We start from the raw sequence: 14865 nt of genomic DNA, 5'->3' as shown, positions 1-14865 counted from the left end.
TTCATTCACTATTCCATATCATAACATATCACGATTCGATTGTGACGGTCTTCATGACCTGGTTCCACGTAACTTTTAGACCTAGTTGTTCAGACACTAACCGAAGAGGGACTAATGTTCTACTTTGTGCAACAATAGGCGCTACTAATGCACTAGATCTCTTACCATTAAGTATAAATTCCTTCTTATTCACCGTAAGATCTAATAGCTTCCCTCCACGTAACACCGTAATTCTCTGATTCGCAGCATCCCAATTCGCACTTCCCCCAAATGCATCTACGACATAACGAATAGGTACATACGTACTGTTATTTTTTACGACAGGTGCAACGTCCATGGACTTATTAGTCGCATTAACCGTCATGACCTTCTGTCCAACCGTCATGACTGCCTTTACTTTAGGGAGACTCGCTTCACTAGATAATGAAGGCATCGTGAACTGAATGTTATCGAAGGCTACTTTACCGGTCAAAGCACGTTCATCTTGCCCCTCTTCGACATTCACAACATAGAGTCGTTTCAATTGGGCAGGATATTGGATATTAAGACCACTCAGATCCATTGTTAGTGTCTTCCAACCTTCCCAGTCAATCACCTTAGCAAGGTCTACGTAAATCGTCTTACCCGACTTATCTGTAAGCTCCGCACGAAGCCAATTCAAGCTCTTATCACCTTGAACATCCACAGACATCGAAGTTGCTGCAGCAGAAATGGTTCTGCCCACGGTGCCATTTAGTTGTGCATAAGCGTACATTTTACCGCTACCTTGCGTCATATCATATTGAAGATCCATCACCTTAGAGTTCGAATGATCTTCACTTCCTTGTGTAATCGAAGCTGTTCCACTTACTTGGCTGACATTGCTTGTGAATTGAACAGGATAACTTACATTCTCGAAATCTTCCCACATACTGTTTCCTGCCTCAGAGAGAACAACAACCGTACTGAATCCATTATATCGACCAATGGCATAACCCACTTTTGTATTCGCATCGATAGAAGTCACAGTCAGTTTATCCCCTTGTACATTCCCCTTTAACCCGACATACTCCCATTTCAAAGAACTTGCAGGAATAACGATACTTTCTCCACTCTTTGTAACAGCAGTAACCGGAATATTGATAACGGTGCCTGCTTTAAGTGGTCCTGTTGAATTAGCTGTAGTTAGGCTAGCAAGTTCATCAGCACCTAGAACGGTCACTTTCGTGCTCACGTTAGCAGAACCGCTAACCGCTGTAATTGTCGCTATACCAGGTTGCAACCCTGTAACCTTACCTCCACTCACTTTCACATTACCATTGCTAGAAGTCCATGTAGGGCTCACCTGTGATGTATCTATCGGATTATAATAAGTATCATAACCCTTTAGACTATAAGAGCTCTCTTGTCCAATTAACAACGTTGAACTTCCACTAATTTTAAAACCCTTCAATTGTCCTACTGGTGCTGTACTAAATACGCCAACCGAATTGACGACACTTCGTTGAGTCTTTCCATATTCCGTGTCAAATGTTAGTGTTGCTTTATTCTCGGCTAATGGACGGGTTACCATAGTAGTAGATCCGCCACCATCCAGATTCATTGCTTTCCATATTCCGATGTTCACCATGAATGTCTGAAGTTCAGACAGAGACATACCTGAACTGTTACTATTATCTTGGACAGCCACGATGTAAGCATATCGGCCATCTTGAGAATAACCAAGGGCTGTACGAGCGCGGTATCCTCCGACACTACTAACATCTCTAGTAAATGCTGAAGCTTTACCTCCGTTTACTAGTAACGTATGTCCACCAATCATCATTTGAAGGCTAGCAGGATCAACCTGTTGTCCTGTCGTTTCTGATATTAGTGAAGAACTCACATTCAAGGGCTGTCCAACGGCAAAATGAGTATTTGCGAATTCAGCAGCCGTCCCATGCGCACGAAGAATAAATCCATCCTCTGGAACCAAGATATTCAAAGGGGCTTTATAGGAAAGTTGCGTAACAACACCATTTTGCACAAGAATCTCAGTAGCCGTTGTTGAACTATTGCTAGGACGCTCCAAAGCTTTCCAACTACTTGTGTACATATACATCGCATTCACATGACTATAAGTTGAACTCGTACCCTCAGGAGTGTATGTAGTCTTATTAATACCTGATAACGGAAATACTGCACCATCTTGTGCCGTTACAGAACCGTTGAAAGTATACTCATCAATCATGGGCTTCCCATCTTTAGACACTGTAAAAGAGTACATTCCTTTTAGATCTGCAGGAGTAGCCATTAGCACTCCATCTGTGATCTGACCTCCTAGAGGTGCCCATTGTGCTCCTGCACCGCTTGTAATGTAATAATCTCCATTCACTGCCGCTACGGCACCATTCTCATTAGCCATACCTTGTGTACTCTGTCTTGTCGTATACTGGCCATTCACACCATTCATAGCATCAAGCTTCACATTTGAATTCTGTAAATCTATTCGAATGACATCTGCGAGCGCTGTCACCTTTTTACCTGAGCGAGTCGTAGATAATTGATACTTGTTTAGGATAGCTCCAGAAGTAATAATTTCTTCTCCAAGCTTTTTGACGGATGCTGAAGCTGCGCTAGCAAATGAAGAATGAGCTGAACCCGTGATAGATATTCCATCTCCTATAATGGGTGATATCCATAATAGTCCTGCTAAAGTAATAACAACCAACTTCTTTCCTGTCGGCATAGCTACTCCGTCTCTCAAATGTTGTAAGTTCCTGTTCATCAATTATTAATCTCCCATCCTATTTGCAAAATCATCAAAATAATCACATATTTTTATAGGGTACATTATGTACCCTGAACTAAAATTTACACTTCCACATATGCTTTAGATTCTAGCATTTATGATAAATATGGAAGAACCTATTTAGTGCATTCTATATAATAGACTGATTTTTTTAGAAAAAGTTACGAAATCTCACTAATTAGTTCTCCTACCCTATTAAATTATTAATCTATAAGCTACTAATCACCCAAAATAAGGTGAACCTTAACTATCCTCTATCATTTTTCTCCGAGAGTACTCCCACTTCTCTAAGTGGTGAGGTGAATCGGCGACCTCCTAAATAATCCCACAAGATGTTCTTCCCTTCTTATATCTTAAGAGGTACAATAAAGGTAGAACGTATATTCGCATTACGCGACTGTAAGGGGGTGAAGCGTTGTCAGATTCAAAGTCAATGTACAGAACCCATCAAGTGTGGATTAAGCCTGGTCATCGCTTGTTTGCGTACCTCGATCAAGCATGTCAGGATGCCAAGAATCTGTATAACACGACCAACTTTTACATCCGACAGATCGTTACCGCTTTTGGGAAGAATGAGCCTCTTCAGCCGTTGCAACAGGAAGTTCTGGACACGCTGGCGTCCCATATTGACGTCATGAACGAACGACGAAGAGAAAAGAACCATTCCCATCCGTTCAAGCTACCCTCGCAAGAGAGTCCTTTTGTTCATTATAATTTCTTGGATGCTTTATTCAAGGTGATGAATCAAATCGATTATCGGGCGCTCCCAACGCAGTGCAGTCAGGGAATCATGAAGGTGGTGTTCCACAATTGGAATGCCTTCTTTGCCAGTATCAAGGACTACCGCCAGCATCCTGAGAAGTACAACGGCAAGCCCCATATTCCGGGGTACGCTCGGAACAGGGTGAAGGAAGTCATTTTCTCCAATCAGGATTGTGTGATCAAAGAACGGAAATGTCTCAAGTTTCCAAAGACCAAGCTACAACTGAACATCGGCAAACTGGGCTGTACTGACGGACAACTGATGCAAGTGCGTGTCGTCCCAAGCCATGGACAATACGTGGTTGAAATGATCTTCGCTTATCCTATGGAAAAGAAGGAAGCGGTACAAGAACACGTGCTGGCCATTGATCTTGGCGTCGATAATCTTGCAACCATCGTCACGACCACCGGAGTGAAACCGCTCATCGTGAAGGGCAAGATCGTTAAAGCAATCAATCAGTATTACAACAAGATGAAGGCGTACTATACCCGCATTCTTCGTCAGGGCAAGGAACTACGCGAAGGAGCGTACACGTCCAGACGATTAGGACGACTCCATTTGAAGCGCCACCGTAGGATCAAAGACATCTTCCACAAGGTAAGTCATCATATCGTTACGTTGGCAGTGGAGTATAACATCGGTACGATCGTCATCGGACATAACGATGGATGGAAGAAAGCGCCCGGGATCGGACGGCGAAACAATCAGTCCTTCAGTCATATTCCCTATCAGATGCTCATCAAGATGATCAAGTATAAGGCAGAAGAACAGGGAATAGTCGTTATCCTGACCGAAGAGGCGTATACCTCGAAAGCTAGCTTCCAAGATCTAGACCCATTGCCGAGTTATGGCGAAAAGCGGACATGGACCTTCTCAGGCAAACGGGTGTATCGCGGTCTGTATAAGAATTGTAAGGGCTTAATACATGCCGATGTAAATGGCGCAGCCAATATTATGCGAAAAGTATTCCCAAACGTATCCGCCAAAGGAGCGAATGGGATAGAGGGGTTGGATGGTAACCAGACTATCAACGTGTCAACTCCACTGATGTTAAGCATCCTGAAATAAGTTGGATGATACATCAGAAACCCCCACTTCAGCCAAAGCGACAGCGTTGGTAAGTGGCGGGAGTATTCATTGGATGTATAATCCTGAACCTTCATAACATAAAAAGAACAATCTCTTCAGTACAGAAGAGATTGCCCTTTAATATAAAGCTAGATTCTATAGATACCCTACAGCAGTAAGTAGTCTCTTTAACATTACCGTTGCTTGGGCTCTTGTCGCATACCCTTGTGGTACAAACTTCGTTGTAGATACTCCCTGGATGATGCCCGCATTAACAGCTCTCGATACTGATTCAAGCGATTGAATCTTACCGCGATCACTAAATTTGGATAGTGTTGCTGTAGGCGTACTTGTGTTGGTCGTCTTATACCCTGCATAATCCATAGCGCGAACCATCATAATAGCCATTTGTTCACGCGTGATAAAGCTGTCAGGTTTAAACATCCCATCCGTAAAACCGTGAATTATACCTGCTTTCGTAGCAGCTCCAATGTATGAACCCGTAGTGGATGTTAACTTTACATCACGGAAACGCGCTGCTGCTTCCGAATCACCTGATAATCCAAGTGCCTTCGCAACAAATACAGCAAATTCCCCCCGTGTAATATTTTTACTCGGTTCAAAGGCAACCTGTGATCTTCCACTCACAATAAACTTGGCCACCAATTCATTGATCGCTTCCTTAGCCCACGGTTCAACAACATCCCCATAAAGTTTGCTATTTGTTACCCCTGTTACTATATAATTTTCCTTTACGAATGCATGTAAAATCGTACTGTTAGTCAACTTCTCAACTTTTGTCGGTACAAATGAGATTTGAGCAGTAGATTTATCAAAATATACAAGCGAAGTCGTAGCCGCATTTACTGCTTTTGTTGTACGAAGCAAATACTCACTTGATACTTTTAAAGGTATAGACTTCCCAGAAGTAGTATTCTCAGCAGATACGTAGAATTCAGTTGTGTCAACAACCATTGTAGCTCCAGCTTGACTTATTTGTTTCATGATATCAGATACAGCACTTGTTGGGACCTTCTCAATCTGAATCCATATCATACTCGTTGAATTCGTTGAATTAAGATCTCTCATAATATTGCTGACTTTAAAGCTTGCTAATGGCACACTATAAATGCTGTCCCCTAGTTTAACTGCGAATTGTGCTTGTTGGTTCTTAGATAATGCCTCTTGAATCGCTTGAAGAGGAATTCCTACATAGGCTGCTCTTTCTGAGGAAGGCACTTCAAACGCAATTGTTTTACTTGCCGTGGTCATCATGTAATCAAATGCTATTTTCAATTTTGCTGAATCAATCATGTACCGTTTAGTACTTTGACTATATTTGGAAGTGATATTTCTAGTTGTTGCATCACTTGAATTGAGAACATACATCATCGTACCAAACTCGCTAGCATTTATCGTACCTAAATTACCAGGCTTAGTACTCGTATTGGTCGTTAAATTCTGTACATCAAGATTACTGAAAGAGGGAATAACATTCCCTAAGTTATCTTTAATTGTATTGTATCCTGAACTAAAAGATACTTGTACTCTCTGACCAATTAGAACTTGAGATGAAAGATGTAGAGTAAGCGTACTTCCACTTAAGGAAGATGATTGAATAGATCGAGCAAGGTTATCCACTCTCACTGAAAATAATGAATTTAGTTCATTTGTACTTAATGAACTTGTTAAACTATTAGTAAATTGAATCGTCAATGTATCGCCTTTGACTATGGCAGATCTCACTTCACGCACCAGTGTTCCGAATGTGACACTGACAGGCTCTAGGTTGAGGTGAGTAGCGGAATTACCGTTAAGATCCGTGATTCTAGCACTTCCAATACCCGGAACATATGAGATGGACACATTTTGGCTAGTAGTAATCGATGATGAAAGTGTCAGCTGGACATTATCTTCCATTATCTGAATTCCCGTTACATATACTGGTAAATTATTCACTAATACAGATATCTGATTCTTCATTGGTATATTAGTATTCTTTAATGGTTCATTATATTTCATATATATTTTGTTACCCGAACCCTCAGCTCCCATAAAAACAGGTGGTTTCGTATCATACGTATTTCGTACATAGAAATCCGTGAATTCTGTAATATTCTGACCACGGAAATCTTGTATAGGATAAGAACCCACTCGATAAGATATACGAACTACATCTCCGTCAGGAATGGAACTATCAAGGGTAAAATACAACATAGATCCGCTTTGTCTGATACTACGCACGCCCACCGAGCTTCCGTTCACTGTCACAGTGAATTGATCGTATGCATTAGAAGAGGGTGATTTCAAACTCTCATTAAACATTAGGGATAGTGTCGTCCCATACACTGAGCCTTCTTTGGGTTTAGGTAGTACGGTGTCCATGTTGTTCGCAACCGTTTTATTAGTAAATGAAGCCGCTCTATTCATAGATGGATCCTGAATCGGGTTACCCAAACTTGCGGTATAAGAAATTTGAACGTTCTGACTAACCGCAACGCCAACTTCTAAGACAACATAAACGCTATCCCCTATGATGTAAGAACTGTTTACTCGACGATTCTCACTATTAACAAGCACGGTGAAATTAGAGCTATGAGGATTATTACTAACATCAAGTGTCTCATTATATGCAAGTCGAATAGTATTATTCGTATACATTTGTGCTGTCTGCAGAACAGGTATCGTCTTATCAGCTAATACCGTGTTGAAATACCATATTGAACTGCCACTAAATCCTGGAAATGTAATATTAGGATTGACCTTATCAACCAAGGTATCGGCTGCAATTTCAACGTAATAGCTAGTATCTGCTCCCAATGTGCTTATAGGTCTAAATCTAACTTCATTACCGTTGATTGTTGGAGTGCTGATACGTATAATACTGCCCCCCACCTGTTTCAAGACAATCTTGTCATTATAGATGCCATTTCTAAACGCAACATCTTTGTTAAATGTTATTACCAAATCACTAGCTACAGCCGTTACTGTGGCTCCTTTTGTCGGAGACAACTTTGAAACAATTAGAGAACCTGATGATGCAGTAGCTGCAACTGTTTTAAATCCCCAATCATTTATCATTGGCGACAGATTATTATATGAATCCTTAAACGCACCTGTTGGAACTGTTATTGTATAAGCTGTGTCATACATCAGCATACTTGGTAAGCTAATACTAATAGTACTTCCACTCGACGAGTTGGAGACACTTGCTTTATTTACAGGTATAACTAAAGCTCTACTATCGTTAACAGCACCTGGTGAGACAACAATGGATCCACTCCCCACCATCATTGATCGATCAAATGACATTTGTATCGTAGTATCGATCGGAACATTCACTCCATTATTACTTGGAGACAATGGACTACTAACTATCGCTTGGCTCTTTGTTGAAAAGGACCAATTCATACTCTCTACTAGATTCCCACTTGAGTCTTTAAAAGCTCCTCTATCCAACCACACATCATATTGGGAGCCCTCTTCTGTCTTCATCATATTTATGGCATTCGTGTCACTAACTGTAACTACAGCCTCTCTTCCATCTTGCGAGAGCTGAACAACCGAATCTTGTATGTTAACTTGATACCTAGACACACCATTCTTAGTAATCTTAATTGTGCCGGATTCTTTAGCTACAGAATCACTAAAGTTAAGCTTGAATTTAAACGAATTCTGTCCTAACAAATCAACCGGTTGACCATAAGTTGCGAAACTTACAGTAACGTTACTACCCATACTTGTTACTGAGGGCTGGTTTGTTAACGAAGCAGCGTTTACAGGTAATACTTGTGCTGAAGTGGCCGCATGTACATTGGCACCTCCTAAGATTCCCTCTAGTGCTACTCCAAAAATAATCTCAGTTATTAAGAGTGCCGCCATAAGGAACGATAACTTTTTCTTCATATTAGATTACGATCTCCCTTCAACCTCATAATTACTTACTTCACACGTTTATTAACTTTTTACTAATAAGTATGTGTCTTGGACCCCACCGCAAAGCATATACTACTTATTTCGGCTGTATGGCTATTAAAGTTTAGTAGAACATATGTACATGTTTTAAACTCAATAGTAACCTGAAGTATTTATAGCTCTTATCTAAAATCTGCAAGGGATTCATTCTGTTGTATCTCTTAGATTCAGATGTGAATGATTTTCACAAGGGTAATTCCTCAAAAGTTTCATATCATAATTTCAAACACAAAAGGCACGTGCAGCTTAGCACGTACCTTTTGTATTAATCTAATATTAAATTCCAGCTTGTTCTCTTAATGCGCTTGCTTTGTCGACTTGTTCCCAAGGTACATCAAGATCAGTACGACCGAAATGACCATAGGCTGCTGTCTGTTTATAAATCGGACGACGTAAGTTAAGCATATTAATAATTCCTGCTGGGCGAAGATCGAAATTATTTTGAATAAGTTCAACTAACTTTTCCTCACTTACTTTACCCGTGCCATAAGTATCTACATTAATAGATACTGGAGTAGCTACACCAATGGCATAAGCCAATTGAATCTCGCATTTATCGGCAAGGCCAGCAGCTACCAAGTTCTTAGCTACGTAACGCGCTGCGTAAGCTGCAGAACGGTCTACCTTCGTAGGATCCTTACCCGAGAATGCACCGCCTCCATGACGTGCATAACCACCGTATGTGTCTACAATGATCTTACGTCCTGTTAGACCCGCATCACCTTGAGGACCACCAATAACAAACCGTCCTGTTGGATTAATGAAATACTTCGTCTTATCATCGAGCAATTCCACAGGAACAACAGGAAGAATAACATGTTCTCTAATGTCTGCTTGAATTTGTTCTAACGAAATTTCTTCTGCATGTTGCGTAGATACAACAATCGTGTCTACACGTACTGGCTTATCATCCATATATTCAATCGTCACTTGCGTTTTACCATCTGGACGCAAGTAGTCAAGTGTTCCATCTTTACGTACTGCAGAAAGCTGACGTGCAATACGGTGAGCTAACGCGATAGGAAGTGGCATCAATTCAGGAGTCTCATTTGTAGCAAAACCAAACATTAACCCTTGATCTCCTGCACCAATATCCGCGGTTTCCTTATCCATTTGATCAACATCACGGTTCTCTAATGCAGCATTTACACCTTGGGCTATATCAGCAGATTGCTCATTCAATGAGCTGAGGACAGCGCATGTATTATAGTCAAAGCCATATTTAGCGCGTGTATATCCAATTTCCTTAATGGTGTTTCTTACAATAGACGGAATATCTACATATTCTGAATTGGTACTAATTTCTCCAATAACTAGAACTAGTCCTGTAGCTACAGCTACCTCGCATGCAACACGTGCATTAGGATCGTTCGCCAAGAATGCATCCAACACCGCATCAGAAATCTGATCGCATATTTTATCTGGATGTCCCTCAGTAACGGACTCAGATGTAAACAGATGACGTCCTTTAATTGACATAGTTTAACCTCCCAATAAGCAAAAAATGAACCTTCTCCAATTGGAAAAGGTTGCTTTACAATCCTCACAGGTCATATTAACTTATTTGTCAATCGGTGTCAATCAATCTGGATCTATTCCTATATCATAATAGCGTACATAATGCAGTGATTCATAATATATATATATAAGGTTTATAATAGAAAGCTTTGCTCAGCCTGACGAATTAATCTTTTGGTGATTTCGCCACCCACGGATCCATTTTCTCTAGAAGTTAGATGTCCCCAACTAGTACGTCCATGCTTTGAATAACCATCTACTTGTCCTAGATCAGAAGCAAATTCAGTATCCAGCCCATTCGTAGTTCTGTAGTTACCTACTTGAAGTCCAAATTCCGCAGCAATTTCATATTTCATTTGATCAATCATCTGTCGACTTTCTGGTACAACTCTCCGGTTATTTCTAGCCATTATAATGAGCACCTCCTGCATGATATCTTACAAGAGTATTATTTGCATTAGGATTCGAATTACACGTATAAAAGATTGTTACTTTTGGCAATAATGAGGGTAGATCTTATTGTATTGAATATCCACCACGAACCATAACAATTAAGTTGTACTTGTTACCATCTTGAACCCTAATTCCTCGTCCATCTCTAGGAAATGATAATAAATGATTTGTAGTAATGGCTTGCCCATTTGTTACATCTTTACCTTCCGTTAAATCGGCTGCACCACTTGTATCCATTGTATACATTACCGCCTTACCGGTTCTAACGATGAATTCAGCTCCTGCGTCAGCTATTAGCTTTTGACCTGGCATTACATCTACGATAACAATCGCATTATTTGTACTTGTATTCGTATTACCATTATCCGTTGGGATCGATGGTACCGGATTGGATGGCGTTGGATTAGTTGGAATAGGAGTTATTGTACCTACACCCAAAGCTTTTTGTATTTGTTGATCTACGTAACTTTTAGTAACAACAGGGTCTTCAGAGGTACCAGGTTGAGTTGTGGCTCCTGCACCACTGGCTGTGTTATTTAGTAGTGAGCCGACCCATAATCCGCAACTAAGTAATGCCAATGTCAGTGATATTCGCAAAATACGTTTCATCATTTCCCTCCTACAAATTTTGACTTAATCTACTTTAAGTTAAAAAAAAGCCCGCCCTAAGGGCGGACTTTTTAGTACTTCTTCATCTTACAATTAATTAATGTAAGCTTCGAAGAAAGTGTCATTTCCAGATACTACGTTACCTTCAGCATCTTTGATGGAGCTTGCGTAAGGATTAACACGAACTTGTAGAACATTACCTGCATATTTAGTTTGAGCAGCTGCAGAAAGACTCAATGTTACGAGTTTCTTATCAGTGCCTGATACTGCTAAAGTATAATCAGTACCATATACCAATGCTGTGCCATCAACTACTACTTGGATATCAGTTTGAGCAGCTGCATCAAACGCAATATCTTCTGTAAAAGTGATATTTACAGTAGCGTAAGTAGCACCAGTTACTGTTTCTTTACTAATTTCTTTAATTGCTGGAGCGATCTTATCTACTACTGTTGAAGTTTTTTCAGTATCAACTTGTTTACCAGCTGCAGTTGCAAGGTAACCCTTAGCTTTAACTGTTACAGTAACAGCAGTACCTTTGTAAGTACCAGTGGAATCAAGTTTGTTGCTGTCTGCCAAAGTCAATACGACTTTCTTTTTATCAACAGTTGCAGTAGAAACAAGAAGTTCTTCACTTCCAGCTTTAACTACAAATTGAGATGGTGTAGCAGAACCGGATTGTAGCGCTTGATTGAACATAACTTCAATCTTGTCATTAGCAGTTGCATTAGCAACATCATCAGATACAATAGCGTCAGCTGGAGCTAGAGTAATAGATTCTTCTTGCATATTTTTAATGAAGTTACCAGCAAGATCCTTCACAGCTGATACTCTGATACCTGTAACATCAGTACCTACAACCATATCAGATGGGAATACGATAATTGCCGCTTTACCATCAGCAGAAACAGTCAGATCAGCACCAGAAGGAAGAGCCTTCCAAGCACCAGATTTATCTTTGTAAGTATATCTGCTTGCTTCAACGATTGAATATTCACCACTAGTTGTCATAGCTTCGCTGAAGTTAACAACGATGCCATTACTGCTAGCAATGTAAGTTACTGATTCAACTGTAGGAGCACTAGCATCTCCGACTTCAAGAACTTTAGAGTAAGGAACAAGAACATTTCTCAATGTTGTTGTGTCTGTAACTCCATTAATTTCCAAAGTATAACTTTTACCTTCATCAAGTGCTTTGTATAGATTTACGTTTACAGTTTTAGCATCTTTCACAGTAACAGTTTTCAAAGAATACACTACTTTACCATCAGCATCTTTGATTACATAGTTAGCTGCAGCAGTTGCAGTAGAAGCTACAACATTTTTAGAATATTTAACAACGATATTCTTAAGATCGTCAGAAAGTGTAGCATTCACAACTTCTGGACGAGTCTGGTCAACTACTGGATTAACTGCGATTTTAGTGTCAGCAGCGATTACGTTACCAGTGTAATCTTTAACTCCAGTTACATACAAATCAGTTGCATATACCAAACGGTTAGCTTCTGAGAAAGTGAATCTGTATGTGTCATCAGACAAAGCTTTCACTTCGCTAGCTACCACTTTGTTACCACCACGCAACCAATGAACATTGGATGCCAATACAGTAGCTTTATCAACTGGCTCACTGAATTTCAAAGTAATTTCTTCAAAAGTTGCTTTTTCAACACTTGCAATTGTAGGAGCAGTTTTGTCTTCTACTACTGTGAATTTCAAGTCAGTTGACAAGTTCTTCAATGTAGAGAAATCTTGAACGCCAGCTACTGTTACAGTGTGTTCAGCATTTTCCAAAGTGTTGTACAATTTCAAGATCACAACATTACCTGTGATTTCAGTTGTTCCAGTAGTTGTTTTACCGTCAACTTTGAAGTTGTTAGAATTAGCAGCTTTAACTGGTTCGCTGAAAGTGATTTTGATTGTTTTGTTACCTAATGCTTGTGCACTTGTAGCTACAGGAAGCGCTGCATCAACTGGTGTGAACTTCACATCAGTAGCAGTGATTACTTTGCTAGCTGCACGAACGTTAGCAACAGACAATTTGTATTCTTTTTGGTTAACTAGACCTTCATTTGAATAAGTTGCTTTTTCAACTGTCAATGTTGCTACTTTTTTGTCATCAGACAATGCAACTTCAGTTACAGTTGGATTACCTTCACCAGTGATACTGTAGTTACCTGCATCAGTAGCTGTTACTACATCAACTTGACCGTCATATTTAACTGTTACTTCACGAAGGTTGCTTGCAGATACTGTGTCAACTTTAGTTGCATCAGTTACTGCAGGAGTATTCAATGCTGCTTCAGCTGCAAATGCTGCTTCTACTAACAATGAACGAGTTGCGTTTGCTTGGAAGTTAAGATCCTTGCTAAGCAATCCAGCGTTGATTGCTGCTTGAACGGAACCTTTAGCCCATACAGTAGCAGTGTTGTCTGTAGTTGTAGGAATTTCAAGATTCATCGCCTTAACTAGAACTTCTGCTAATTCTTGAATAGTAACACTAGCTTTTTGGTTGAACAATTGTTTAGTCAAGTCTTGACCTTGCATAACACCAGCAGCAGTTACTGCTTCGATGTATGGTGCTGCCCAGTTCTTAGGATTGCTGTAACCAGCATCTTTATAAGAAACCTTGTCTGTTACTTCTTTCAATCCAGTTACTTTAGTGATAACTTTCGCGAATTCAGCGCGAGTCATGTTATTTTCAAGTCCTGCAGTACCATCTGGATAACCAGTGAAGATACCTTTAACTTTCAATTCGTTAAACTTGTCTTGTGTGGATAGTGTTGCAGTATCTGCGAATGCTACAGAAGCAAACATTGAGAATGCCATTGCTGTAGATAAAGCTACTGATAAAATTTTCTTCATAACCTTTTTTTCTCCTCCTTGGGCGTACATTACATTATTATTTTCTTTAATTGGGTAGCTCGTGTTACTCATTGGCCGATACACCCCCTTTCTCGAGTTGAGCAAATAAATATAAATGATGTCTGTGACGGGTATCACAGAAACTGGTAAGCGACAATCAGAAAACATAGACTAGCTTCCAAGCCTACTTTAAGTATTATACTATGGGTACAAGTTGCAGTAAAGAAAAATTTTCTAATTTATAGAACAATTTTCTTGTGGCGATTGCCCATTGCTTAATGACTCTATATCTTAGACGCATGAGTTTCGAGAAAGTTGCACCTTTATAAAAAAAAAATCAATTTTGTTACCACTTCATTCTGATTTATACAGATTAATTACACATATACCCTACTTCTAACCAATAAACACACAAAAAGACGCCTTATGGCGTCTCTTTGTGTGTTTATTTACAATGTAGTTATTACAATTTGTTACTTAATCTTCATCGCTAATTGAATGATCTGGGCTCTCATCTCAGGACTTCCATTAATATTCTCATACATTTGTTCAATCGATTGTTTATTCTCACGATAGGTTTTCTCGTGCTTTATAGTCACATGCGACCATTCAATGAGATTATTCTCTGCTGTTAACAGTTCGTTGAACGCAGCATGGAATCCTGTCTCTTGAACTAGGCCTTCCATCACTTCTTGAGAAATCTCTCTAACCTTGCGTGTTGTTTCAATTTGCTTCTCCAGCACACTAGCTCTATTCTCAAATACTGTTTTTGCCTTCATATAATCCATCTGAGCTTTAGAATAGATCGATTTCATAAGTAACCTTCACCCTCTAGAAAAAATTAATT

8 protein-coding genes are annotated in these 14865 nt (G+C 39.9%); 1 reads left to right on the top strand and 7 read right to left on the bottom strand.

Annotated elements, in window-relative coordinates:
- Window positions 1-28: 28 nt before the first annotated feature.
- Window positions 29-2746 carry a stalk domain-containing protein gene (locus AC1D7X_RS15620; protein ID WP_495475572.1) on the bottom strand — a complete coding sequence of 906 codons (2718 nt, stop codon included), beginning with the start codon at window positions 2744-2746 and terminating at the stop codon, window positions 29-31.
- 457 nt (window positions 2747-3203) lie between these two features.
- Here AC1D7X_RS15620 and AC1D7X_RS15615 point away from each other — a divergent pair, with 457 nt between their 5' ends.
- Window positions 3204-4601 carry an RNA-guided endonuclease InsQ/TnpB family protein gene (locus AC1D7X_RS15615; RefSeq protein WP_495475609.1) on the top strand — a complete coding sequence of 466 codons (1398 nt, stop codon included), beginning with the start codon at window positions 3204-3206 and terminating at the stop codon, window positions 4599-4601.
- A 156-nt stretch (window positions 4602-4757) separates the two neighbouring features.
- Here the strand turns inward: AC1D7X_RS15615 and AC1D7X_RS15610 are convergent, their stop codons facing one another.
- The 6 genes from AC1D7X_RS15610 to AC1D7X_RS15585 form a co-directional block, all read right to left on the bottom strand.
- Window positions 4758-8507, bottom strand: coding sequence for a SwmB domain-containing protein (locus AC1D7X_RS15610; protein ID WP_495475571.1), 3750 nt, complete (start codon window positions 8505-8507; stop codon window positions 4758-4760).
- 345 nt (window positions 8508-8852) lie between these two features.
- Window positions 8853-10055, bottom strand: a complete 1203-nt coding sequence (gene metK, locus AC1D7X_RS15605; RefSeq protein WP_495456712.1) for a methionine adenosyltransferase — start codon at window positions 10053-10055, stop codon at window positions 8853-8855.
- 173 nt (window positions 10056-10228) lie between these two features.
- Window positions 10229-10504 (bottom strand): alpha/beta-type small acid-soluble spore protein, encoded by a 276-nt coding sequence (locus AC1D7X_RS15600; protein WP_495456713.1) that lies wholly within the window; start codon window positions 10502-10504, stop codon window positions 10229-10231.
- A 106-nt stretch (window positions 10505-10610) separates the two neighbouring features.
- Window positions 10611-11156: a hypothetical protein gene (locus tag AC1D7X_RS15595; protein ID WP_495475608.1), complete on the bottom strand. Its 546-nt coding sequence runs from the start codon at window positions 11154-11156 to the stop codon at window positions 10611-10613.
- Between the two features lie 93 nt (window positions 11157-11249).
- Window positions 11250-14090 (bottom strand): Ig-like domain-containing domain, encoded by a 2841-nt coding sequence (locus AC1D7X_RS15590; protein ID WP_495475570.1) that lies wholly within the window; start codon window positions 14088-14090, stop codon window positions 11250-11252.
- Between the two features lie 401 nt (window positions 14091-14491).
- The gene (locus tag AC1D7X_RS15585; RefSeq protein ID WP_495475569.1) at window positions 14492-14833 is read right to left on the bottom strand and encodes a hypothetical protein; all 342 of its coding nucleotides are present in this window, start codon (window positions 14831-14833) and stop codon (window positions 14492-14494) included.
- Window positions 14834-14865: the final 32 nt, after the last annotated feature.

Source organism: Paenibacillus sp. Y568 (genome assembly GCF_059445545.1).
Note: the sequence above shows the minus strand (reverse complement) of the source record. Positions and strands in the feature narration are given on the sequence as shown.